Raw genomic sequence first — 22,971 nt, forward strand, 5'->3', positions numbered from 1 at the left:
AGGCTTCCTTTTTTGTTTCTTTTGATTGGTGCTCACCTAGGTTTTGATTAGTTGGTCGTTCAACTTTCTTAACCAAAGTGGGCACTCTTTTTATCCATAACTACCTTTTAAAACAGCTTCTAAGTTTGAGTGATAGGCGTGCTTAATCGCCCTATAACTGTAGCTCATGGAAAATATTAAGACGCTTGCTGTACTAAACACTGTTTTCTTCCTGGGGCATGTAGTGCCCTCGCAACTAACGCAGCTCAGGCTCTTTAATAGCCAGACGATTGGGGAGGTGTCGGCAAGCTATCCGGCGCTTTTCACGCCTGCGGGAATAACATTTTCGATCTGGGGCCTTATCTACCTCGGCCTGACAGCCTTTTGTGCCTACCACCTGATCAAGGCTTTCAAAGCATCTCCCGATCATGAAGCAAATGTTGCGTTGCAACGCATTGGCTATCTCTTCATGGGCAACAACCTGGCTACCGGCCTCTGGACGATTGCTTGGGTGAATGAATGGCTGGCGGTGTCGGTGTTACTGATCATCCTGCAGCTTGTCACGCTCCTGGCCATGCACCTGCGATTAGGCATCTACAATCCTGCACGCGCTGCAGCCTCGCGCTGGCTTACGCAGGTGCCATTGAGTTTATACTTCGGCTGGATCATTATCGCGACAGTAGCAAATATCAGCTCGGCCTTGGTTGGCGCTGCGTGGGGCGGGTTTGGCTTGAGTGAAGCAACCTGGGCAGTCATCATCATAGCCTTGGCTACGCTCATCGTATCCTTTGTGGTTATGAGCAGGTCTAACCCGGTTGTGGGGCTGGTTGGCATCTGGGCGCTTTATGGCATCATCTTGAAACACCGGGAACTAGACATGGCTTCCAGTTCGCAAATCATTACGACAGCTTGGGTTGGTATAGCGGTGCTTGTAGTATTGGTTTTGTATGTCTTTTGCAGGCATACTTTTGCTGTGCTTGCTCCCAGGAGATGACGGTAGCCTGTATATGACCCTCGCACGTAAGGCCACGCTACAAGGAATGCTGCGTTTTGGGGTATTGCTGCCTGGCCTGATTGAGCCTGCGAGCAGGAAAACCCTTTTACAGCAGGATAACCAATAAGGAGAGGACTAGCATCGTAAATGCCGGGAGGGCTTTTCTGAGAGGGTCTTTCACTTTGATGTGCATGGCAATAGCACCCATCATTAGGATGGCCATCCCGACGGCAGCGGGGTTCACCACCACCGGATACCATATACCCACTACCAGTAAAATGGCGAAGGAAACCTTCAAGAACCCCACCACTTGCATAAGCCAGCCGGGTAGTCCATAAGTCTCAAACTCTTCCTTCATGCTGGTGGCCTGGCCACCCCGCCAAGCCGTGGGTTTGCTGTAACGCAATATCCAGACGTTGAATATCCCGAGCGCTATAACCACTTGGCAGGCAATTCTAACATATTCCATCGCTTAGTGCTTCTAATTAAAACATGATAAAAGAAGTGGGCTTGTGCGTGAGCCTCACACGCAGATTTTCCAGCGCCTTGTGCTTGTTTCTCTTTTGCGCCCGGTAACGGAGTAGCAGGACACGGATCGCAATTCATTTGCCTTTTAATAGGTATAAAGTATTGTATACCAAATATTTAAACAAGTTGTTATAGTTTGCTGTATAACTACTACCTCGCGCGCGGTATAGCTTTCACCCCAAACTATTGTCACGCCCAACGGCAAGCATGGTACTTGTTTTAAGCGACAGATACATGGAGGTGCCTTGTCGGCAGGCTTTCATTTATAAATATGTTCAACTTTAAGATTTATCAGAATGAAGCATTTATTGATTTACGTATTCGGTGCTGTGGTGCTGTTTGGGTGCAGCGGCAATGAGCAGGTCAGCGACACCTCAGAGGTGGTGACCAGCGAGTCAGAGACGATGACTGAGGACACCCCGATGACCTTCGAAAAGCCCGATATTGTGGCGCTAGCCTCCCAGACGCCTGAGCTCTCCACGCTCGTGCAGGCGCTGCAGGGTGCCGACCTGGTGACGGCACTGCAGGGGGAGGGGCCCTATACCGTATTTGCCCCTACCAACGAAGCGTTTGCCGCACTGCCCGCGGGCACACTGGACAACCTGATGAAACCCGAGAACAAGCAGCAGCTCGCCGACATCCTGACCTATCACGTGGCCGAGGGCAACGTGATGGCAGCTGACCTGTCGGACGGCATGGCGGTGAAAACGCTGAACGGCAAAGAGCTGAAGGTGATGTTGGGCGGTGAAAAAGTCATGATCAACGATGCCACCGTCACCACGCCCAATGTGGAGGCCTCAAACGGAGTAGTGCACATCGTTGACAAGGTGATCCTGCCTGCCGCTAACTGACAGGCCCCGAACTGTTCATCTTTAGCCTGGCCAGGCACTTCGTGTGTCTGGCCAGGCTATTTTTTATGTGTCTCGTCTTGATAGTGGTTGACAGCTAACTCAGGCAAAGATGCAAAAAGACACAGGTAAAAAAGGCAAGCGCACGCAGCGGGATTACACGCTGGGCTTTAAACTGCAGGTCGTGGCCGAGGTGGAGCGGGGAGACCTGACGTATAAACAAGCCCAAGGCAAGTACGGCATTCAGGGAAGGAGCACGGATTTGTTTTGACTCAGAAAGCACGGGAGAATAGCTTGGGGCACGGGAGTAAACGGCACCGCGATGGGCACCATCCCCAACCAAAGGATTAAGGAGCTCGAGGCGCAACTGGGGCAGGCTGAGAAGCATGCCCAGAAGGCAGAGCTGAAGCCCAGGCTGCTGAACACGCTCATAGAAGTGGCCGAAGGGGAGTTCGGCTTCCAGATCAGAAAAAAGTCTTCGCCCAAACAGTCGAGCGCTTCGCGGTAGAAGAGCAAGTGAGCCTCAATCGCTCCTGCCGGCTGTTTGGGCATACAAAGCAGGCCTGCTACAAACGCTATAAGAAGGAGCTCGAGAACGAGGCGCAGGACAGGCAGGCCCTGGAGTTGGTGCGGGAAAGGCGCCTGAAGCTAGGCAGAGACAGGCTATTTTAACCATCATACTTTTTAAAGCACAACCCTAATTTTACCGAGGCATACAAATTACCTTATATTACCGATTCCGCAAACACCTGATGGCTCTAATGCTAGCTATAAAGCTATCCTGACGCTTAATGGAGCGCCTCTATAATCAAGCTAACGTCTTCAGGGAGTCTTCCGTGATTTCACTTGGCTCGTAATCAGGCGTTGCTCCGTACTGCGTTGCCAGAAATGCCCCAATCAGGCAGTCTCTCTCCAAGGCGTATGCCAGTGGCTTTTTCTTTAAGTAGTTGGTCAGGAAGGTTGCCAGGAATGCGTCGCCGCTGCCGATGGTGTCTTCTACCTCATCAAGCGGTTGAGCGTTAGGGGAAGTTTTAATTTGCGTTTTAATGCAAATTAAAATAAAATGGGTATGGCTTTGTAAAACGGTAAAACAATATTTTGTGATTTGCTGTAAATCTATTTATTAAATTATAAAAGCATGGTGTTTTGTGTTCTTATTTGCTTAAATACCTGTTTATGACAGTGTTGAGTAACTGTGCTACAGCCTTTTTGTTCTGTAATATACCTTAATGACTATATTAAAAATAGATCGAAGATATGGCTTGTGTGGATATAGTCCATTTCAGGTAGTGAGCAATGTGGTGTGAAGAATCCTTTATGTTTCCTTTGTACACGCTGTGTTAAAAATCAACTAAAAGCCATCCAAAACCAATGCACTGGAAAAATTCCAGCAGTAGATTTAGATTGAAAGAACACTCAACTCTTGGTAACAGGGTATGCCAACCACGGTTTACTTTCGGAACAAGCGCAACTACAAAGTTGCTGTGGGCAATGGAACTTACTATCCTTACAACTAGCTTGTTCTGTAAGGGAGATGAGAAAGAGAGGGCCGAAGAATGTAGTGTATTTGTCTTTTGAAAACTTTAGGCTGGGCATTAATTGCAACCAAGATATAGTTGGAGGGACTGGTATTTTTTCACTGGTGATGACAGGTACAGTTACTAGAAGTGCTAACGTGTGGGTATGTATAACTGCCGCCCTATTAAATAAAAAGCCGCTCCGTTAGTTAACAGAGCGGCTTTTCGCTTTATACTATTCAAGTCAAAAATGACTTAACGGATTCTTTGATTCAACCTCCTATAGACTATTACTTCTCGTTAGCCTCCAACCATTTCCTGGCATTTACAAAAGCTTCCATCCATGGCGAAACCTCATCGTGTCGGCCTTTCGGATAGTGTGCCCATTGCCACTGTAATAAAGATCGCTCGATGTGTGGCATCATTACTAAGTGGCGTCCTGTTTCGTCGCAGATCATAGCGGTGTTATAGTCAGAGCCGTTCGGGCAGGCAGGGTAGGTTTCGTAGCCATACTTGCCCACGATCTGGTACTTATCTTCAAGGTGTGGCAAACAGAAGCGGCCCTCTCCATGCGATACCCAAACCCCCAGCGTGCTACCGGCCAAACTGGATAACATCACTGATTTGTTTTCGCGAATGGTTAGGGAGGTGAAGATACTTTCGTGCTTGCCGCTTACATTGTGCAGCATTTTTGCCGGCTCATCATGCCCTTTGGTGATCAGGCCAAGTTCTACGAACAACTGGCAGCCGTTGCAGATACCTACTGATAAGGTGTCTTCGCGGTTGAAGAAGTTCTCAAGGGCAGTTTTGGCTTTCTCATTATACATAAAAGCACCAGCCCAGCCTTTAGCAGAGCCAAGCACATCTGAGTTAGAGAAACCACCTACAGCACCAATAAAGCGGATATCTTCCAGCGTTTCTCTTCCTGATATTAGGTCGGTCATGTGTACGTCCTTCACATCGAAGCCGGCAAGGTACATGGCATTGGCCATTTCACGCTCAGAGTTACTGCCCTTCTCACGGATGATGGCTGCCTTTATTCTTGGCTTTGAGCTGTCAATAACAGGCTTTTTGCCGTCAAATCCTTCCGGGAAAGTATACTTTAGTTCGTGCTTTTTATAGTTCTCGAAACGCTCTTTAGCACTCTCCGGACCACTTTGCTTGATGTCCAGGAGGTAAGAGGTTTTAAACCAGGTATCGCGTAGTTGGGCAATGTCGAAGCTATAGGTATCCGATCCATTCTTTAGTTCAAGGCTTGCAGTAGAAGTGCTGCTGCCTATCTTATGGAAGGCAACCTTGTTCGCTTTTAGTGTTTCTTCCACATCTGCTGATGCCTGGAATACAACACCAATGTTCTCCGCGAAAAGCACTTTAATGCTGTCTTCTTCGCCAAGCGATGAAAGGTCAATAGTTGCGCCCAGGTTGTTATCCGCAAAGCACATCTCCAGAAGCGTTGTGATCAAACCACCACTGCCAATGTCATGGCCTGCTGCAATTTTACCTTCTTTTATTAAGCCTTGTAAGGTATTGAAGGCATTTTTGAACTGTGCCGCATCATTGATGTCTGGTGTTTCGTTGCCTATTCGGTTTACGATCTGCGCAAACGACGAACCGCCTAATTTATAAGCGTCGTTAGACAGGTTGATGTAGTAGATATTACCGCCATCGTGCTGCAGTACAGGCTCTACCACCTGGCGTACATTGCTGCAATTTCCGGCTGCTGAAATAATTACCGTACCAGGCGCAATAACATCCTCGTTTTTATACTTCTGCTTCATCGAAAGCGAGTCCTTACCCGTTGGGATGTTGATGCCCAGGTCAATAGCGAACTCTGAACAGGCTTCAACGGCTTTGTATAAGCGTGCGTCTTCACCTTCGTTCTTAGAGGCCCACATCCAGTTGGCAGAAAGTGAAACACTTTGCAAACCATCTTTCATAGGAGCCCAAACAATGTTAGAAAGCGCTTCGCCAATAGCATTACGGCTACCTGCTGCCGGATCGATCAGGGCTGAGATCGGGGCGTGACCAACAGATGTGGCAACACCTTCTTTACCCTGAAAATCCAGTGCCATCACACCGCAGTTGTTTAGTGGCAACTGCAACGGACCAGCACACTGCTGCTTCGCTACACGGCCACCTACGCAACGGTCTACTTTATTTGTTAGCCAGTCTTTGCAGGCTACAGCTTCTAACTGCAGCACTTGCTCCAGGTAAGTATAAAGCTGGTCTTTAGCGTAAGTTACTGGTTGGTAAGCTCTGTTGATGGTCTTATCGTCCATCACCACTTTTGGAGAGCTTCCGAACATATCGCTCAGGTCCAGATCCATTGGTTTCTGGCCCGTTGATGCCGACTCAAAAGTAAAGCGGTGGTCTCCGGTTACATCACCGACAGTGTACATAGGCGAACGCTCACGTTCTGCAATTTTCTGTAGGGTATCGATGTCTTTTTCCCCGATCACCAAGCCCATACGCTCCTGCGACTCGTTGCCTATGATTTCCTTAGCTGATAGGGTAGGATCACCGACAGGTAGTTTGTCCAAGTCAATTTTACCACCTGTTTCTTCCACCAACTCTGAAAGACAATTCAAGTGCCCGCCTGCACCGTGGTCGTGGATAGAAACGATGGCATTGTGCTCGCTTTCTACCATGCCTCGAATAGCATTGGCAGCGCGTTTCTGCATTTCCGGGTTTGAGCGTTGGATGGCATTTAATTCAATACCAGTACCGTGCTCACCTGTATCAGCCGACGACACTGCTGCGCCACCCATACCTATGCGGTAGTTTTCACCGCCAAGTATAACAATCTTATCTCCCGGCTTTGGCTGCTGTTTCTGAGCCTGACTTGCTTTGCCATAACCCACACCACCGGCAAGCATAATTACTTTATCGTAACCTAGTTTTCTAGGAGATTCCAGTGCATCAGCGCTTTCGTCGTGCTCGAAAGTAAGTACCGAACCTGTAATCAGGGGCTGACCGAATTTGTTACCAAAATCCGTGGCACCGTTGGATGCCTTGATCAGGATATCCATAGGTGTTTGGTACAACCAGTCTCTTTCCTGCGTGGCCTTCTCCCAGGGGCGGTCTTTTTCAAGCCTAGACAAAGCTGTCATGTACACAGCAGTTCCGGCCAAAGGTAAGGAGCCCTGACCACCAGCCAGTCTGTCTCTGATCTCACCACCCGAGCCAGTGGCTGCACCGTTAAATGGCTCTACCGTAGTCGGGAAGTTGTGTGTTTCTGCTTTAAGTGAAATAACCGATTCAAAATCGCTTACCTGGTAAAAGTCAGGTACATCGGCACGTTTAGGGGCAAACTGCTGTACAACAGGTCCTTTTATAAAGGCAACATTGTCTTTGTAAGCAGATACAATATCGTTCGGGTTTGCTTCAGAAGTTTTGCGGATAAGCTTGAACAGCGACGTAGGTTTCTCTTCTCCGTCAATGATAAACTTGCCGTTGAAGATCTTATGACGGCAGTGCTCAGAGTTTACCTGTGAAAATCCGAATACTTCCGAGTCTGTCAGTGGTCTGCCTACTCTTTCAGAAAGCTGATTCAAATAATCAACTTCTTCCTCGCTGAGCGAAAGCCCTTCCTGCTTGTTATATGCTGCTATATCTGTAACTGGCATAACAGGCTCCGGCTGTATGTTTATAGTATAAATATCCTGATCAAGGCCATTATACTTATGGGAAAGCATAGGGTCAAAATTAGTGAAGTCCTCTGCAACAGCAGTAAACTCTTCGATCCGGATGATTCCCTCGATGCCCATGTTCTGGGTTATTTCAACGGCATTGGTACTCCAGGGCGTGATCATGGCGGCACGTGGACCAACAAAAAAGCCACTCAGCACAGTTTCCTGTTTTAGAGTGGCGTTGCCGAAAAGCCATTCAAGTTTCTGAATGTCTGTAGTAGTAAGTTCCCGCGCGGTTTGCAGGGCGAAAACTTTATGCGTCTGGCTAACAAAGAAGTAAATCATGCTTGTTTTTATTTCCGTTAACAAAGTTAAGGTTTAAAATTTAAAAAAAGGAAATGAGTGCTTCAGATGTAATAACTTTAACAATTCCTTTTCAATGTGATGAGGTGCTTTACCTCAGGTTACTCTATATTCTTAAAATATATGTCAAGGTAGAAACTCATCTATTCAATTGGGATTTTTAAGTATCTCTTTAAGAACTGATTCCTGTTTTTTAGAAACAATATTCAACTCACTGAGGAGCCAAAAGGAGAGGGGAAGCGGCTGCAGACCCAGCTGACGGAACTCAAAAAGAAGCTCGAGACGCTGGAGCGACGCTACGCCTTCGGCGAGATCGAGAAGGAGCTGTACGCAAAGTTCAGTACAGAGTTAAAGGCAGAGGTAGTGGAAATTGAGAAGAACATGGAGAACGCCTCTCCGACTTTATCGAACCCGAAATCCTTCATCGAATCGGGGCTTAAAATGGCGGTAAGTGTCTCATCTTCATGGTTTAATGTGGATATGCAGGGCAGGAAGGCGCTGCAGGCGATGGTGTTTCCGGAGGGGGTGTGGTATGCGCGTGAAAATGAGAGTTATCGCACCCCGCAGGTAAACGGGTTTTTCGCCCTTTCCAGCGAGATACAGCGGTTTTTGGGGGAAAAAGAAAAAGGGAAAAGCGATCAAAATAATCACTTTTCCCTTTCAGTAGCCCGTAGGGGAATCGAACCCCTGTTACTAGAATGAAAATCTAGCGTCCTAACCCCTAGACGAACGGGCCGTTCTGTCTAATTGTGGTGCAAATATACGGGCTGATTTTTTATATGCAAAACTTCAATTAAAATAATCTTGCACATTTGCGCATTCATTTGATTCACAGGATCATAATTTAGGGTATCCCTGGGGCAGGTTTGCTGCCTAACGCTCAAACGATATCACACTGTATAACTCAGGCTCCAGGAAAGGCCCACCAGGATACTGCGCGGTATAGTCAAAGTTGATCCAGAGGTCATCCCCGGTTTCATGAAAGTGGATTTTGCCTCCGGCCACTTCATCCGGGAAAAGGGTGCGGATGGCATAACTGATCTTATCCAAGTCTTCCACCGAGCCTAGTTTTACCTCGGTATACATATGGTTCGGGGAAATCACCACACGGGCTTCTCCACCAATCGCCATGACTGATGAGGCCAGTAGAATGGCGTAGTCGTCACAGTCGCCGGCCATCAGGTTCATGCTCTCCACCGGAGGAGAATAGTAGTCCATGCCCAGGGGATCGTTCACATATTTCCAGTTCAGGCGCACATGCTTGAACAAGGAGAAATAGCGGGTGATTTTCCCGAATTTCTGGTAGTACTCATCATGAAAGTAGCGCGTAGAGTTTTCTACAGCAAAAGCCCGCACTTTTGGGTGTGATGGCTGCATGGCGCTTTTTACGCGCTGGTTCTGAAAGTAAGTGCCACGCACGGGCTTAAAATAAGATACCTTGTGCGGGTTGCTTGTCATGTCCACGAGCAGCGCATTGTAGTCGTCGTACATGCCTTCAAAAGTCTGGCTCTTGAACGTGCTGTTATAGACAGAGGTACCGAGTATGCTGATGAACATCAGTAAAATCAGGTTGCGGCTATAGCGGGTGACCACTACCGAAATAACGGCTGAAAACATGAGACAAAGCAGAAAGTGCAGCTCATAGTCCATCGAGTTATAGGGAGGAATGTAGAAACTCAGCAGAACAGCCATCGGGAAAACGATGATGATCTGGATGAACCTTACTGCAAAGTTCACGAGGAGTGAGGGGCGTATGGTTTGCGGCATAGGTTGTAAAGTTTTGAGGTATAGGAGCTTATGGGATACTGCGCCAGAGTAGAAGCGCGAATAGTACCAAGCTTTGTTATAATATAACGCAAATCTCATTCCCTTTTGCTCCATCAGGGCATATTTTTTTCACTTTATATTTGGATGTTGGGTAAAGATGCAGCAGGACAACTAGTTACCTCCACGGTATTAATTATTTTAGACTCGAGCTGACTCAATTTCAAGGGCAAATGAGCGATTGCTTGAGCGAATAAGTGTATGTAATTTCAATTCCTGGGTGGATGTTGGTTGGCTGATCTAGCAGCTAATGGGAGCGAGAATAAGTTTGAAGCCTTATGTTTTAGAAGCTGATGTTGCAAGCGGCAGGGAAAATCCGGTGTGCAGCATGGCTGGTATTTAAATCTCGTCGACGTGTATATAAGAATTTAGAACAATCAAGCAACCTCCTTGTGCCAGTCAGGGGAAGAAGGGTATAAAAAGACCAGGAAGGAGCTTTCAAGATGTAAATTTAAGCGCCTGACCTTTTAAAAATACGATGTATAAAATTCGCTACCCAGGTGATGCCAAAACACCCTTGCCCTTTTCTATTTCGAGGGCCCTACCCCCAGGAAGCGAGTCTGCTGCATCCGGCTTTCCTTTGCCAGTTTCATAGAACGGCCTGCTTCGGATGGGGTATCGCGCAATCATACTATCCTATCAGCCTTTACCGTTGTTCTTTTCCTCTCCTGTGTAATTCCTCCCTTCTACCAGGTTTCTGAACAGAAAGGCAGAAATTCTCGAATGGTTTTTGTAAGCGTTTACGAGCCATCCCATACCGAAGCAGGGCTGTATCATTCTATATTTTACTGGCGCCCATAAGGCTTTCAGGGTGTCTAAAAATGATGTCAAGTTTGCTACCTGACTGGGCCAGAGGCCCACTTATACCTTACACGCGCGAGACGCGAGCGAAGGCAACGTTAAAATGAAACGGCCCTGTATCTAAGAGGGGAGCACAGTTTAAGTAAATCATTTCGTCTCAAAATAGCTTGAGAGTTCTACATGCATCTTTAGCATAGCATTGGGCCTGTGACGCAAACATTATTGCCACCTTACACGGGTATAAGGAGGCATAACTTACTGATACTGGATATAAAGCGGCTTGGGATCCAGGGCAAGCACTTCCTGCGGAGTCATCAGGCGTCCTGGCGGTTTCTTCGTGTCGTTTTTGTAGAAGATCTTAAAGCCTGTGAACTGCACGGGTTCGCTTTTAATGTAGCGGCGGTAAGTGTCTTTTTTCAGGGGCGGTCCGCCCCAGCCGTCCATATGCATCACGACCTGTACCTCTGGCCGCAGCTTGATGTTAGGCGTGTTGGTGATCATGCCCTGCGTAAAGCGATGCACGATTAGCAATTTGGGAGGCAGGTTATTGGCTTTGGCCAAGTCGGCCAGGAACTTTGTGGCGAAGTTAATATCAGTTGCATCGAAAGTGCCAATGCGGCGCCCCGGTATACCCCCATTTTTCATAGAGAACTCAGCATCGATGCCCAAGTGCACGTGTGGCATTTTCAGGTATTTTTCGAGGGCCGGCAATTCTTCCTGCAGCGTGCTTTGCCCAACCTGCACGTCCAGAAACACGATGGCGTCACGCTTTTTGGCCATCTCCAATACACCATCAATCATTTTGTGGGTCATGCGTAGGCGGTATTTGCCACCGGCACTCGGCTGGCCCTGGGCCGTTACCACAATGGCGTGCAGGGCAGGCTGCACAGGCGTGAGCGAGTCTGCTTTGCTCCAGTTCTCTACTTCTTCATCCAGTTTCTGCAGCATCTGGTCAGGCGGCAATTCCCCCAGTATACCCATGCGCTTGGAGAGTGGGTTGCCATAATACGCCACGATGCGCTTGTGCGGCAGTATAGCGCCCGGCAAGGGCGCTGGTCCAAGGTAGGAATACGTGGTGGTGTCAGGAGCAGGGGCCGTAGCCGTAGCCTGTTGCACGGTGTCGGCAGCGGTGGTCGTCGTATCTGCTGCGGCTGGCTGCGACGTGGTGGACGGCTCTGTCAGCTCGGTTTCCACGGCTTCGACAGGTTCTCTGGTTTGCTCAGCGCAGGAGGCAACGGTCAGCAGGGCAAGGCAGGCGGCTGTCAGCGTAGTTAGGGGGCTGCGCTTTCGGGTTACCCGGCTTGTGAGGCAGCTGTGCGCTGCTGTTGATTTATGAGGATTGGGTAAGGGCAGTTTCATGAAGTTTTTAAACAGAAATGGTAAGAATGCTTTCAAGATAATACTTTATAGGTCTGTGCGCTACGGCTGGAGAAAGAAGTTAGTAAAAAATATCAGGTATGGGTATAATGCCGCTTCAGCCACTGGCTGAGCCCTGACAGGCCCGGAAAGAGTACCCGTTCGGTAATATTGGCCTGGTCCAGCTTATCGCGCACTTCCCACTTTAATGATGCAGGTATAATCACCCTGAAATACAGTTCCGGGTGCTCCAGCAGCCAGTTCCCTAATTCAGCTTTCACATCCGACATCATCGAGAAAAGGGCATACTGATGCACAATGCGCTGGTCGAGGGAAGGCGGCTCCAAAAACAAGACAAAGTCCTCTTCCTGGAACCCTTTGATGGCTTTAAACGAAGATGCCACAGGCTCCAGTACCTCCGGGGTAAATACGTTTGAGCCTTCATCATCCAGCGCCAGTTTTAAAGGCATGGGCAAGTGCTCTTTTGTTTTAACGTAGTTGATGCAGGTCACGCAACCATCCAGGTCATAAGCTGTCAGGTCGGCCGTAGCGAAATGCAGGGCCACGTACGGGGAATAGGTCCAGTCGAGGAGGCGTGTAGGCAGGCCGTGGTGCTGTGCCACCGCCAGCCAGTTCCAGAGGGAGTTGCCGGGTGGTATGGCGTCGTAATGGGCGTATTTCCGGAAGTTGCGCAACAGGTGTGGCTCCAGCTTGTCGTAATTGCTGCCAATGCGCATGATGCTGGTGCGCAGGCCTACTTCTGTGCTCCACGAGCCCCGGTATACGTAAGACGACCGAAACCTGCTGATCCGGTCGTCCCAGGTGTTGCTGAAAAGTATTTCCTGCAGTTCCAGCCAACTGTTCACTACGATGTCTTTCTCCGTTTTCATGGGGATGGGTAGGGTATGGCTTTAGATACTGCCGTGGCCCGTGTAAGTTACACGGTATATAATTTTAGAGGCATTGCAACCGGCACAGGCCGACGGAAGTGCCAAAGCCTCAGTCCCTCAACTGGTATAACTTCATCGCTGCAAAAGCGGATTTGTTTGACTTGTCGGGTTTTCCCGGAGATAGCGTTCGGGCAGCCAGACAAGCTAGAACATTCCCAGCTGTTTGCCGCTGCGCTGGCAGAAGTGGGAATAGTTGAAGGGTTTGGTGCTGCGCCCCCGCATGTACTTTTGCTTGCTGAGTTGGAACAGCCTGCCAATCGCCTCCGCCAGTTTGCCTTCGCCGCGCATCCGGGTGCCGAAGCGGCTGTCGCTCAGTTGACCGCCGTGGCAGTCAGCGATCTGGTGCAGCACTTTCGCTGCCTTATCCGGGAATGCGCTGCGTATCCAGTCTTCAAACAGGGGGCCGACACTGCCATTGAGGCGCACAAGGGTATAGGCGGCATTGCAAGCGCCCGCTGCCGCAGCCTGCTCTAAAATGCGGGGTATCTCGGCATCGTTCAGGCCGGGTATGATGGGCGCTACCATTACGTTGACGGGTATGCCAACGGCACTCAGCTGGCGCACTACCTCCAGGCGTTTTGCGGCGGCGGCAGTACGTGGCTCCAGCTTTTGGCGCAGCTTTTCATCCAGGGTGGTAATGCTAATGTTGACGTGCACGAGGTCCAGTTTATTTAATTCCTGCAGCAAATCCAGGTCGCGGAGGATGAGCGCGTTTTTGGTGATGATACTGACGGGGTGGCGGTACTGGAGCAGCACTTCCAGGATTTGCCGGGTAATTTTCTTTTTGGCTTCGATGGGCTGGTAGCAATCGGTGTTTCCGGCAAGCATCAGGGGCATTACCTGCCAGTTTTTCTGCTCCAGCTGTTTGGCGAGCGTTTGGGCGGCATTCTCCTTCACGATTATCTTGCGTTCGAAATCGAGGCCGGCGCCATACCCCCAGTACTGGTGCGTGTTGCGGGCATAACAGTAGATGCAGCCATGCTCACAGCCTTGGTAAGGGTTCAGGGAGTAGCTCAACCCTAAGTCAGGGCTCTCTACTTTGTTGACTATTTTCTTGGGGTATTCAGGCAGAAAAGTTGTGGGTGCGTTCGTGCGCATCTCCTCATCCAGACCCTCTGGGTGTGTGGTTACATATTCCTGCTTCAGGTAGGGGTTGGCAGGGTTATACTGTGCCCCGCGACCTTTTAAGAAATCATCAGCTTGCATAGTTCAGTTTTGTTAACGGTATAGGGAGCCTGAAGGAGTGGTTATACCCGGCCCCAACTCATATGATAAAGATAGTGAATCTTGCTAAATAAATTAGCATGCTATTTATAATAGTATACACTTGAGACTGTGCTTGTTTTATTCTTAACCTTTGTATGTCACGAGCATCATAAAATGGCTTTAGCAACATAAGCGGTGCCATCCCGTAATCCTATGCAACGAGTGGGCAGCATGCGAAAAGGCTGTCTGAACTGCCATAAGTGCTAAAAAAAGAAACTATGAAACAGGAATCCGGAGCCACTTTGCCCATTTGGGAACATCATCTTACATTGCCAGAGACACACCCGCTGCATGCCAACCTGAAGTGCGACGTGTGCGTGGTCGGGGCCGGGATAGCGGGCCTTACAACTGCTTATATGCTAGCCAAAGAAGGCAAGCGCGTGATTGTGCTAGAGTCAAAGAGCATAGGTGGGGGCGAAACCAGCCGCACCACCGCCCATCTTTCCAACGCTTTGGACGAACACTACCAGAACCTGATCAAAATATTTGGGAAAGAAAAGGCCCGGATGGCCTGCCAAAGCCACGCCCAGGCTATCGATAAGATCGAGGAGATCGCTGAGGACAACAGCATTGACTGCGACTTTGAGCGGGTGGACGGTTACCTGTTTGCCAACACGCTGGAAGAAGAGGAACGGCTGATGAAGGAACTGGAAGCAGTGCAACAGATTGGCTGGCTGGATGTGGTGATGCGGAAACAGTGCCCGGCCCCCTACCTGACAGCCTTGCCCTGCCTGCACTATCCCAACCAGGCGCGCTTCCATGCCATGAAGTACCTGTCGGGGTTGGCAAGCGCCTTCCTGAGCGAGGGCGGCCAGATTTATACCGATACCCATGTCACCAGCTTTGATACTGCCCCTGTCGTAACGGTGGTCACGGAAAACGGCCACGCTGTATCAGCCAATAGCCTGGTGGTAGCCACCAACACTCCCGTAAACGACCGGGTGACCATGCACACCAAACTGGCGCCTTACCGCACGTATGCTATCGCGATGCGCGTGCCCAAAGGTGCTGTTCCGGATGCCTTGTACTGGGACATGAAAGACCCTTACCACTACATCCGTTTGCAGAAAAGCGAAGAACTATCAGATCACGACATCCTGATTGTTGGGGGAGAGGACCACAAAACGGGGCAGGACCATCACCTCATCAAGCATTTTCAGGAACTGGAGCGCTGGACACGGCTCATGTTTCCGGAGTCGCAGGAGGTGGCTTACCGCTGGTCGGGGCAAGTTTTTGAGCCAGTGGATGGCCTGGCTTATATCGGACGCAACCCCGGCGACACCGACAATGTGTACATCGCCACCGGCGACTCAGGGCATGGCATGACCCACGGCACCATTGCCGGGATGCTGATCACCGACCTGATTATGGGGCGGGCAAACCCCTGGGCAAACTTATACGACCCAAGCCGTAGCCCGATGAACTCTGCAGGAGAATACCTGAAGCAGAACCTGAACGTGGCGGCGCAGATGAAGGATTACGTAACCCCGGGCGATGTGGAGGACCCCATGCAGGTGATGCCGGGCACCGGGCGCATTATGCGGGACGGTATGATGAAGGTAGCGGTTTATTGCGATCAGGATGGCATACGCCACAAGCGCTCGGCTATCTGCCCGCATCTGGGTTGCGTCGTGAACTGGAACGATGTAGAAAGCTCCTGGGATTGTCCGTGCCATGGCTCACGCTTCGACCCAATGGGAAAAGTGATCACTGGCCCGGCCAGCGGAGATTTGCCTTTTGTGGAGTAAACAAATCATTGCCTGCAGCCTGCATCGTATGGTGCTACAGGCAACGGCCAGGTATAAAAAGAGCGTACCGTACTGCCTTTAATGAGGTACGGAACGCTCTTTTTAACGATAAGCCTGCAGTTCCTGCAGCCTGTCTTTGATGTGGGCAGCCCATATGCGCTCTTCGGCAGCATTCAGCCCGTGTTTGCAGGCGTCATCAAAGCTTTTTTGTTCCGCCTTCCAACGGTCAAAGGACTCGCTCACGGTAGCTTTCAGCTTCGATTTTACATTGTCGCAGTTCAGTTGCCCCAGCCTTTTGCGGAGCTCGCGGGCATGCACCTCTGTTAGGTCGAAATGCAGTTGCTCGTGCGCCAGCAATTTCTCCGACTTTGTATTCTTTGTCCAGGAAGCCGTAGGCAGAAAAATACTTTTTACCTGGTACGTGAATTTGCCCTGCGAACAATTGGTGCTAACGCCAAGGTTGGCAGCCGTGAGGGCATGGTGGGGGTTATGCTCATCAGGAGTTCCCTGAAAGTCATCCCAGGCCAGTCGCCTTTCCGGTGACCATTGCACTTTCTCTGCTTCCAGGGGGGCTATAGGTGCAGGTATAGCTATAGGTTCCACTGGCTGCATAAATGCCGGGAAAAGCATCGGCAGCAGTATTCTGGTGAGTAAGGGCAGAATCAGGTTTAGGGTGAACATGCTTAGCTACAGGTATGATGAAGTGTATTAAAAAATCAACAGAGAGCCAATGCACGAGGGAGCGTGCTATCACTTTGTCTTCAGGAGGCGGGTGCTTAACGCACGGAAACGCATTGTAAGCAGTATGGCTGCTACGGTTAAACCTGTCAGTAGTCCTGCCCAAATACCGTTCACCCCAAAACCTGCTTTAAAACACAACCAATATCCGACCGGCAACCCTATGCCCCAGTAGGCAAACAGCGAGATCAGGCTAGGCACTTTCACATCCTCCAGGCCACGCAGCGCGCCAAGGCCCACCACCTGCACTCCGTCTGAGATCTGGAACACCGCCGCGATCACGAGGAGCGAGGAGGCAATCCGGATCACTTCCGGGTCATCGATGTACAGCATCGGGATAAGCTTGTTCCCCAATACCATCAGCAAGGCACTGCATACCATAAACAAGGCACCCATCGCCAGGTTGCTGTTGCCTGCCATCCGCATGGCCCTGTAATTGCCCAAGCCTTTCTGGTTGCCCACCCGAATAGTGGCTGCCGCCCCAATGCCGCTTGCCATCATGTACGTGACAGATGCCACGTTAATAGCGATCTGGTGTGCGGCAAGCTCCTTGGCCCCCAACCACCCGATCATAACGGCAGAGAAGCTAAAGGCACCCATCTCAAAGATCATCTGCCCCGAAATAGGCAGACCGAGTTTGAAGATGCGGTACATGTGCAAAAAAGAAAGGTGACGCAGCCGGAGAAAATGACGGTAAACCTCAAACCGCTTGCCATACATCACATAGCCTGCCATCATCAAGGCCATTACTATCCGGGAGATCAGTGTTGCCCATCCGGCACCTACCAGCCCCATTGGCTCAAACCCTAACTTACCAAAAATTAAGATATAATTCAGTATAATATTTAAGGAATTTGCAAGGATCGAGATCCACATCGCCTGTTTTGTTAATGATAGCCCTTCAGCGAACTGGCGGAAGGCCTGGAACACCATCAAGGGCACCATGGAAAGAAACAAAATGTTGATGTATGGAACCGCTAACTCGACGACGCGGGGAGGCTGGTCGATCAGGGTGATGTAGGGAGAAAAGAAATATCCTGCGATAAAAAGCAACACGCCAAGCAGTACATTCGAGATCAGGCCGTTTAGCAGCAGCAGTGAAATGCGGGTATGATTGTTCCGGCCGTCGGCCGCTGCAATGAGCGGAGTGATGCTGTAGGAAACGCCCAGGCCAAACACCAGCGTGATCGTGAAGATGCTGTTGCCAAGCGAGGCTGCAGCCAGGGGCAGCGTCCCGATATGGCCCACCATCAGGCTGTCGAACACGCTGACCATAATATGGCCCAGCTGGCTCAGGACTACCGGAAAGGCAAGCGTGAAGTTTTTGGTGAAGTGTTGTTTGTAAGTAGCAGAATCCATGGGAAGCGGTAAGGTAATCTTGAGGATGCGAAATTACTGCTTTTAGTGGGATGTGGCGGGTAGAAACTGAAAGCGGCAGGGAGATAGCAAAAAAAAAAAGCCCTCACTGCCAATTGCAACGAGGGCTTTTACAGTTTAGAACGCTGGTTACGAGACCACAGGGCGCGCATAGGCCTTCGCGTCCTCCAGCGAGATCTCGGGTCCGCTCATAATCACGAGGCGCTCAACCACGTTGCGCAGCTCGCGCACATTCCCCCGCCAGTCCAGCTCCTGCAGATACTTAATGGCGTCCGGGGTGATGGTTTTGGGTTTGTTGCCGTAATCGTTGGCGATGTCGTTCAAAAACTTCTTCGCCAGGTCCGGAATATCTTCGCGGCGATCGTTTAGCGGCGGCACATGCACCAGTATAACACCAAGCCGGTGGTATAAGTCTTCGCGGAAGTTTTTGGCTTCAATCTCCTCCAGCAAGTTTTTGTTCGTGGCGGCCACCACGCGTACATCCACCTGAATGTCTTTGTCGCCGCCCACGCGCGTGATCTTATGCTCCTGCAGTGCCCGCAGCACTTTGGCTTGGGCCGATAAGCTCATATCCCCCACCTCATCAAGAAACAGGGTGCCCCCATTGGCCTGCTCAAACTTCCCGATGCGTTGCTTCACCGCTGAGGTAAAAGAGCCTTTCTCGTGGCCAAACAGTTCGCTTTCTATCAGCTCGCTGGGTATGGCGGCACAGTTTACCTCAACCAGCGGGCCGTTACTGCGGTTGCTGTTCTCATGGATGGCACGGGCCACCAGTTCCTTGCCCGAGCCGTTCGGGCCGGTAATCAGTACACGCGCATCCGTCGGGGCCACTTTCTCAATGGCACTTTTCACGCGGCCAAGTGCGGCTGAACTGCCCACCATCTCATAGGTTTTAGAGATCTTTTTCTTCAGAATCTTTGTCTCCGTCACCAAGCTCGATTTGTCCAGGGCATTTCGTACGCTTACCAGCAGGCGGTTCAGGTCGGGTGGCTTCTGCAGAAAATCATAGGCACCTTTTTTAGTGGCTTCCACAGCTGTGTCAATGGTGCCATGGGCTGATATCATGATAAAAGGTGTATCTGGGGAAGTTACCATGGCCTTCTCCAGCACTTCGATGCCGTCCATACCCGGCATCTTGATGTCGCAGAGCACTGCGTCGTACCTGGTTTTATTGAGCAGTTGCAGCGCTTTTTCGCCGTCTTCCGCTTCGTCTACGGTATAATTCTCGAACTCCAGGATTTCTTTCAGGGTGCTCCGGATGGCCCGTTCATCATCAACAATCAATAATTTGGGCATAGTTTTATGTGTGGTTGTCAGGATAAGTATAGAGATAAATCGTTGCCTTGTCAAGGCGTCCGTACGCTTTTACGGAAAAGCACCCGCGACGATGCAAATCAACTCTAATGTACTGACAATTTTACGCACTACCTCATACCGGCGGGACTAGCGGTTGTTTCTGACTCCATGATAGGGCTTTGCAAAAACGTCAAGGTAGAATCGAGCAACCTCATGGGTTGACGCGATTTTGAAAACCGGCGTTAGAAAAAATGCGAATGAAACAGTGCCCTATTGAGGGGGGAGAAAAGCGGCTAACCGCAAATCAACTTATATGTTCAGCCAATAGGTCATCTTCAGGTTAAGCGACCGGCACTTGGGCACTTTAGTGTTGGCCGCTAACTAAGCCTCCCGCTGACTTGGAAACGGTATAGGACAACTTCCGGGGGAGGTTCGGCTGGTAGGTAGTCGATGCTGAAAGAGTTGAGGGTATGGCCGAAGTTCTTCGGCAAAGGCACAGCGCCTGCCGTCCGGGCAGGTCCGGAGCTGCTGAGCAGGCAAATGTACTTTGGGCGTGTCCGGGACCACGGAAGGAAAGGCGGCACATACCCAGATGCTGCGCATAAGGATAAGCGTGAGGGAGCGAAAAAGGAAAGCCTGCATGCATTACCGCTTTTGAGCGTGAAAAGGAGCGTCCAGCCTTTTCAGTAGACCAGCGCATAACATAACACGACAAAATTAGCTGTCCGTGTCCGAAAGCTTTTACCAGTATTACGGTATTCCCTACCAATTTTACAGGTTATACCTGTTGGTGCCTTTGCTGTTAGCTCATGGTGCGGTACTCGTTGGGCGTATGGCCCACGCGCTGCTTAAACAAGCGGCTGAAATGCTGCGGGTACTTAAAGCCCAGGGCATAGGCAATTTCGCTGACCGATTTTCCGGGCTCAAACATTCTCTCCTTCGCCAGGTCAATTACTTTCGTCTGGATGTATTCCTGAGCGGTATTTCCTGTTTCTTTTTTGATCAGGTCGCCAAAATAGTTGGCCGAGAGGTTTAACGCCTCCGCACAGTAACTCACGGAAGGCAAACCTACCGTTTGCGGTTTGTCGGATGTGAAATAATCGTTCAGCAAACCCTCGAACTTCTCCAAAACGCCTTTGTGTGCAGTATCGCGGGTGATGAACTGGCGGTCGTAAAAACGGATGCAGTAGTTCAGGAACAGCTCAATGTTGGACACAATCAGTCTTTTGCTGTGCTTGTCGATGGCATGCTTTAGCTCATACTCGATCTTCGAAAGGCAATCCAGTATGATCTTGCGCTCGCGCTCTGATAAATGCAGGGCCTCGTTCGACTGGTAGCCAAAGAAGGTATAGTCCTGCATGTGCCGCCCGAGGGGCGTTCCGTGAATCAGATCGGGATGGAAGATAAGCGCAGTGCCTTTCGGTTGGTACGTCTCGCCCGTGTTGTCCACGCTCACCACCTGTCCCGGCGCGATAAACACCAGCGTGCCTTCCTGGTAGTCATAAGTATGCCGGCCATACCGCAGATTTCCGCAGTTGACTTCCTTCAGAAAGATGGTATAAAACCCAAAATACATGTTAGAGGCCTGCCGGGGGCTTGCCTTCGACAAATCCACCACACTCACCAGCGGGTGCAGCGTCTCGTTGTTGTTGAATGCGTTGTAGTCGCTGACTGTCTCGAATCGTCTGATGTTCTCCATATCCATACTGTGCGTTGTCATTCAAAAGTAACGTTTTATACATTCCTTGCCTCATATACCCATCCCAATAAGTAATAATGGTAACGATACCCGTAATCTGTATACCAATTGGCTTGCAGGAAACCAGGACCTTTGTGTAGTTGAAAGAGTGAACCATTATCAGGTATAAACGATGCAAAAGAGAATAGTAGGAAAAAGTGGCCTGGAAGTATCAGCGCTTGGTCTGGGCTGTATGGGGCTTAGCTTTGGGTATGGCCCTGCAACAGACAAGCAGGAGGCTGTTAAACTGATTCGTGCCGCCTACGAAAAAGGCGTCACTTTTTTTGATACGGCGGAAGCATACGGACCTTTTACCAACGAGGAACTGCTCGGCGAAGCCTTAAAGCCTTTTCGCAGCAACGTGGTGATTGCCACAAAATTCGGTTTCAGGGAAGGCCAAACAGTCCTGGGGCTGGACAGTCGCCCCGAAAGCATCAGGGCGGTGGCTGAGGCTTCGCTCCGGCGCTTAAAAACAGACGTAATTGACTTGTTCTACCAGCACCGCGTTGACCTCAACGTGCCGATAGAAGAGGTGGCCGGTGCCGTGAAAGGATTGATACAGGAGGGGAAAGTGAAGCACTTTGGGCTTTCAGAAGCAGGCGCCGCGACCATTCGGAATGCGCATGCCGTGCAACCGGTAACTGCCCTGCAAAGCGAGTATTCCCTCTGGTGGCGGGAACCTGAGCAGGAAATCCTGCCCACCCTGGAAGAGCTCGGGATTGGCTTTGTTCCCTTTAGCCCTTTAGGAAAAGGTTTTCTCACCGGTAAAATTGATGAGAATACCGCTTTCGACAAAAGTGATTTCCGCAACATTGTCCCCCGCTTTTCTGAAGACAACCGAAAGGCTAACCAGGCTTTGGTTGGCCTGCTGGGTAAACTGGCAAATGAGCGGAAGGCAACGGCGGCCCAAATTGCCCTCGCCTGGCTGATGGCGCAAAAGCCGTGGATCGTACCGATACCGGGCACCACCAAATTACACCGCCTGGAAGAGAACCTAGGGGCAGCAGCCCTCACACTTCCTACCAGTGACTTAACGAAAATCGGTGAGGCAGTTGCCAGATTTGACATTCAGGGCAACCGCTATCCCGAGCAGATGCAAAAAATGGTGAACCGGTAGGATAACTGAACTGCTGAAAAGGGAAACAGCGACTTCCTGATGGACAGTGGCGTTACGGCCGCGTACTGGTACGGCGATCTTTAGTGAAACAGATGAATTGATGAAAATAAAATACCTTCTTTTAGTCTTCCTATTTACAAGCCTTGCGCTGACGGCTTTTGCGCAAACGGCTGATAGTGCCAAAACGAGTTACCACTTTTCGGGCGCTGCCAGCATTACGAACAACGGCATCTCGCTGGTGCCCAGTTTTTCTTTGGGAAAACCGGCTGTCTTGTTGCTTGCGTCACTTGGCGGGGAACGGTTTTCCTTTGACCCTGATATACGGTTTGGCCTGGATGGCAAACCGTGGACCATGCTTTTTTGGGGCAGGGCAAAATTAGTTAATCAAGGCCGGTTTCGCATGAACACCGGGGCGCACCTGGGCCTGAACTTCAGGTCCACCCCGCTGTCAATCAACAGGGTTCCCTCCGAAAACATTGTGGCGCGGCGCTATCTGGCCGGTGAGCTGGCGCCCAGTTATTTTGTGGGGAAAAACAGCAGCGTTGGCGGCTATTACCTTTACTCCAGAGGTATTGACGACGGGACTGTAAAGAACACGCATTTCATTACGCTTAACGCCAACTTCTCTCATATACCTCTTGCGCATCGGTTTTATGCCCGGGTAAACCCACAGGTGTTTTATCTCAACCAGGATGGGAAGGACGGGAAGTACTTGACTTCTGTTTTTACGCTGGCCAAAGAAAACGTGCCCCTGTCCTTAACATGCCTTGTGAACAAAACCATCCAGACCACCATACCAGGTGACAAAGACTTTATCTGGAGCCTGAGCCTCGTGTATTCGTTCAAACATGATTATGTACCGAAGCCGCCCTTTCTGTGAACAGTGCTGCAGTTATACCTTA

General features: G+C 50.2%; 21 protein-coding genes and 1 tRNA gene. 9 read left to right on the plus strand and 13 right to left on the minus strand.

The features are described from left to right. Positions 1-166 precede the first annotated feature (166 nt). On the plus strand, positions 167-973 hold the full coding sequence (locus ACXYMU_RS16445) for a hypothetical protein (protein ID WP_458987512.1): 807 nt from the start codon (positions 167-169) through the stop codon (positions 971-973). Positions 974-1,079: 106 nt separating this feature from the next. Here the strand turns inward: ACXYMU_RS16445 and ACXYMU_RS16450 are convergent, their stop codons facing one another. Then, positions 1,080-1,442, minus strand: a complete 363-nt coding sequence (locus ACXYMU_RS16450) for a DoxX family protein (protein ID WP_458987513.1) — start codon at positions 1,440-1,442, stop codon at positions 1,080-1,082. 355 nt (positions 1,443-1,797) lie between these two features. Here ACXYMU_RS16450 and ACXYMU_RS16455 point away from each other — a divergent pair, with 355 nt between their 5' ends. The 4 genes from ACXYMU_RS16455 to ACXYMU_RS16470 all read left to right on the plus strand — a co-directional run bounded on the left by ACXYMU_RS16455 (position 1,798) and on the right by ACXYMU_RS16470 (position 3,021). Then, positions 1,798-2,352, plus strand: a complete 555-nt coding sequence (locus ACXYMU_RS16455; protein WP_458987514.1) for a fasciclin domain-containing protein — start codon at positions 1,798-1,800, stop codon at positions 2,350-2,352. Positions 2,353-2,461: 109 nt separating this feature from the next. Further along, a complete protein-coding gene (locus tag ACXYMU_RS16460; RefSeq protein WP_458987515.1) occupies positions 2,462-2,620 on the plus strand; it encodes a transposase in 159 nt (52 codons plus the stop codon). A gap of 51 nt (positions 2,621-2,671) precedes the next feature. Then, entirely contained in the window at positions 2,672-2,857 is a 186-nt protein-coding gene (locus tag ACXYMU_RS16465) for a hypothetical protein (protein WP_458987516.1), read from the plus strand. Positions 2,858-2,865: 8 nt separating this feature from the next. Further along, entirely contained in the window at positions 2,866-3,021 is a 156-nt protein-coding gene (locus ACXYMU_RS16470; RefSeq protein WP_458987517.1) for a hypothetical protein, read from the plus strand. A 136-nt stretch (positions 3,022-3,157) separates the two neighbouring features. On the opposite strand, the gene ACXYMU_RS16475 is transcribed toward ACXYMU_RS16470, so the two are convergent. The 8 genes from ACXYMU_RS16475 to ACXYMU_RS16510 form a co-directional block, all read right to left on the minus strand. Then, positions 3,158-3,469, minus strand: coding sequence for a PfkB family carbohydrate kinase (locus ACXYMU_RS16475; protein WP_458987615.1), 312 nt, complete (start codon positions 3,467-3,469; stop codon positions 3,158-3,160). A 687-nt stretch (positions 3,470-4,156) separates the two neighbouring features. After that, on the minus strand, positions 4,157-7,852 hold the full coding sequence (gene purL / locus ACXYMU_RS16480) for a phosphoribosylformylglycinamidine synthase (RefSeq protein WP_458987616.1): 3,696 nt from the start codon (positions 7,850-7,852) through the stop codon (positions 4,157-4,159). A 302-nt stretch (positions 7,853-8,154) separates the two neighbouring features. Further along, positions 8,155-8,283, minus strand: a complete 129-nt coding sequence (locus tag ACXYMU_RS16485) for a hypothetical protein (protein ID WP_458987518.1) — start codon at positions 8,281-8,283, stop codon at positions 8,155-8,157. Positions 8,284-8,522: 239 nt separating this feature from the next. Beyond that, positions 8,523-8,594, minus strand: a tRNA-Glu gene (locus ACXYMU_RS16490). A 137-nt stretch (positions 8,595-8,731) separates the two neighbouring features. Continuing rightward, complete coding sequence (locus tag ACXYMU_RS16495; RefSeq protein WP_458987519.1) at positions 8,732-9,625, minus strand: transglutaminase domain-containing protein; 894 nt, start codon at positions 9,623-9,625, stop codon at positions 8,732-8,734. A 1,113-nt stretch (positions 9,626-10,738) separates the two neighbouring features. After that, a complete protein-coding gene (locus tag ACXYMU_RS16500) occupies positions 10,739-11,842 on the minus strand; it encodes a hypothetical protein (RefSeq protein WP_458987520.1) in 1,104 nt (367 codons plus the stop codon). A 92-nt stretch (positions 11,843-11,934) separates the two neighbouring features. Next, positions 11,935-12,729: an FRG domain-containing protein gene (locus ACXYMU_RS16505; protein ID WP_458987521.1), complete on the minus strand. Its 795-nt coding sequence runs from the start codon at positions 12,727-12,729 to the stop codon at positions 11,935-11,937. Between the two features lie 204 nt (positions 12,730-12,933). Continuing rightward, positions 12,934-13,995, minus strand: coding sequence for a PA0069 family radical SAM protein (locus ACXYMU_RS16510; protein ID WP_458987522.1), 1,062 nt, complete (start codon positions 13,993-13,995; stop codon positions 12,934-12,936). Positions 13,996-14,273: 278 nt separating this feature from the next. Between ACXYMU_RS16510 and ACXYMU_RS16515 the strand changes: the two genes are divergently transcribed. Next, positions 14,274-15,803, plus strand: coding sequence for an FAD-dependent oxidoreductase (locus ACXYMU_RS16515; protein WP_458987523.1), 1,530 nt, complete (start codon positions 14,274-14,276; stop codon positions 15,801-15,803). Between the two features lie 102 nt (positions 15,804-15,905). Here the strand turns inward: ACXYMU_RS16515 and ACXYMU_RS16520 are convergent, their stop codons facing one another. The 3 genes from ACXYMU_RS16520 to ACXYMU_RS16530 all read right to left on the minus strand — a co-directional run bounded on the left by ACXYMU_RS16520 (position 15,906) and on the right by ACXYMU_RS16530 (position 19,214). After that, on the minus strand, positions 15,906-16,484 hold the full coding sequence (locus tag ACXYMU_RS16520; RefSeq protein ID WP_458987524.1) for a DUF922 domain-containing protein: 579 nt from the start codon (positions 16,482-16,484) through the stop codon (positions 15,906-15,908). Between the two features lie 69 nt (positions 16,485-16,553). Then, positions 16,554-17,900, minus strand: coding sequence for an MATE family efflux transporter (locus ACXYMU_RS16525; protein WP_458987525.1), 1,347 nt, complete (start codon positions 17,898-17,900; stop codon positions 16,554-16,556). Positions 17,901-18,047: 147 nt separating this feature from the next. After that, positions 18,048-19,214, minus strand: a complete 1,167-nt coding sequence (locus ACXYMU_RS16530; RefSeq protein ID WP_458987526.1) for a sigma-54-dependent transcriptional regulator — start codon at positions 19,212-19,214, stop codon at positions 18,048-18,050. A gap of 450 nt (positions 19,215-19,664) precedes the next feature. Between ACXYMU_RS16530 and ACXYMU_RS16535 the strand changes: the two genes are divergently transcribed. Next, entirely contained in the window at positions 19,665-19,904 is a 240-nt protein-coding gene (locus ACXYMU_RS16535; protein ID WP_458987527.1) for a hypothetical protein, read from the plus strand. A 112-nt stretch (positions 19,905-20,016) separates the two neighbouring features. Here the strand turns inward: ACXYMU_RS16535 and ACXYMU_RS16540 are convergent, their stop codons facing one another. Next, positions 20,017-20,913, minus strand: a complete 897-nt coding sequence (locus tag ACXYMU_RS16540; protein WP_458987617.1) for a helix-turn-helix domain-containing protein — start codon at positions 20,911-20,913, stop codon at positions 20,017-20,019. Between the two features lie 172 nt (positions 20,914-21,085). Between ACXYMU_RS16540 and ACXYMU_RS16545 the strand changes: the two genes are divergently transcribed. Together ACXYMU_RS16545 and ACXYMU_RS16550 are read left to right on the plus strand one after the other, a co-directional pair. Further along, the gene (locus ACXYMU_RS16545; protein ID WP_458987528.1) at positions 21,086-22,069 is read left to right on the plus strand and encodes an aldo/keto reductase; all 984 of its coding nucleotides are present in this window, start codon (positions 21,086-21,088) and stop codon (positions 22,067-22,069) included. A 100-nt stretch (positions 22,070-22,169) separates the two neighbouring features. Next, positions 22,170-22,949: a hypothetical protein gene (locus tag ACXYMU_RS16550; protein WP_458987529.1), complete on the plus strand. Its 780-nt coding sequence runs from the start codon at positions 22,170-22,172 to the stop codon at positions 22,947-22,949. Positions 22,950-22,971: the final 22 nt, after the last annotated feature.

The sequence above is a fragment of the Pontibacter sp. CAU 1760 genome (assembly GCF_054482735.1).

What these genes read in the sequence shown, in the direction of transcription:
- ACXYMU_RS16455 (WP_458987514.1), top strand. Translation starts at nt 1,798, where the DNA reads ATGAAGCATTTATTGATTTACGTATTCGGTGCTGTGGTGCTGTTTGGG.
- ACXYMU_RS16445 (WP_458987512.1), top strand. Translation starts at nt 167, where the DNA reads ATGGAAAATATTAAGACGCTTGCTGTACTAAACACTGTTTTCTTCCTG.
- ACXYMU_RS16540 (WP_458987617.1), bottom strand. Translation starts at nt 20,913, where the DNA reads ATGGAGAACATCAGACGATTCGAGACAGTCAGCGACTACAACGCATTC.
- ACXYMU_RS16530 (WP_458987526.1), bottom strand. Translation starts at nt 19,214, where the DNA reads ATGCCCAAATTATTGATTGTTGATGATGAACGGGCCATCCGGAGCACC.
- ACXYMU_RS16545 (WP_458987528.1), top strand. Translation starts at nt 21,086, where the DNA reads ATGCAAAAGAGAATAGTAGGAAAAAGTGGCCTGGAAGTATCAGCGCTT.
- ACXYMU_RS16495 (WP_458987519.1), bottom strand. Translation starts at nt 9,625, where the DNA reads ATGCCGCAAACCATACGCCCCTCACTCCTCGTGAACTTTGCAGTAAGG.
- ACXYMU_RS16535 (WP_458987527.1), top strand. Translation starts at nt 19,665, where the DNA reads ATGCTGAAAGAGTTGAGGGTATGGCCGAAGTTCTTCGGCAAAGGCACA.
- ACXYMU_RS16550 (WP_458987529.1), top strand. Translation starts at nt 22,170, where the DNA reads ATGAAAATAAAATACCTTCTTTTAGTCTTCCTATTTACAAGCCTTGCG.
- ACXYMU_RS16505 (WP_458987521.1), bottom strand. Translation starts at nt 12,729, where the DNA reads ATGAAAACGGAGAAAGACATCGTAGTGAACAGTTGGCTGGAACTGCAG.
- ACXYMU_RS16465 (WP_458987516.1), top strand. Translation starts at nt 2,672, where the DNA reads ATGGGCACCATCCCCAACCAAAGGATTAAGGAGCTCGAGGCGCAACTG.
- ACXYMU_RS16500 (WP_458987520.1), bottom strand. Translation starts at nt 11,842, where the DNA reads ATGAAACTGCCCTTACCCAATCCTCATAAATCAACAGCAGCGCACAGC.
- ACXYMU_RS16485 (WP_458987518.1), bottom strand. Translation starts at nt 8,283, where the DNA reads ATGAAGGATTTCGGGTTCGATAAAGTCGGAGAGGCGTTCTCCATGTTC.
- ACXYMU_RS16515 (WP_458987523.1), top strand. Translation starts at nt 14,274, where the DNA reads ATGAAACAGGAATCCGGAGCCACTTTGCCCATTTGGGAACATCATCTT.
- ACXYMU_RS16525 (WP_458987525.1), bottom strand. Translation starts at nt 17,900, where the DNA reads ATGGATTCTGCTACTTACAAACAACACTTCACCAAAAACTTCACGCTT.
- ACXYMU_RS16510 (WP_458987522.1), bottom strand. Translation starts at nt 13,995, where the DNA reads ATGCAAGCTGATGATTTCTTAAAAGGTCGCGGGGCACAGTATAACCCT.
- ACXYMU_RS16460 (WP_458987515.1), top strand. Translation starts at nt 2,462, where the DNA reads ATGCAAAAAGACACAGGTAAAAAAGGCAAGCGCACGCAGCGGGATTAC.
- ACXYMU_RS16450 (WP_458987513.1), bottom strand. Translation starts at nt 1,442, where the DNA reads ATGGAATATGTTAGAATTGCCTGCCAAGTGGTTATAGCGCTCGGGATA.
- ACXYMU_RS16520 (WP_458987524.1), bottom strand. Translation starts at nt 16,484, where the DNA reads ATGTTCACCCTAAACCTGATTCTGCCCTTACTCACCAGAATACTGCTG.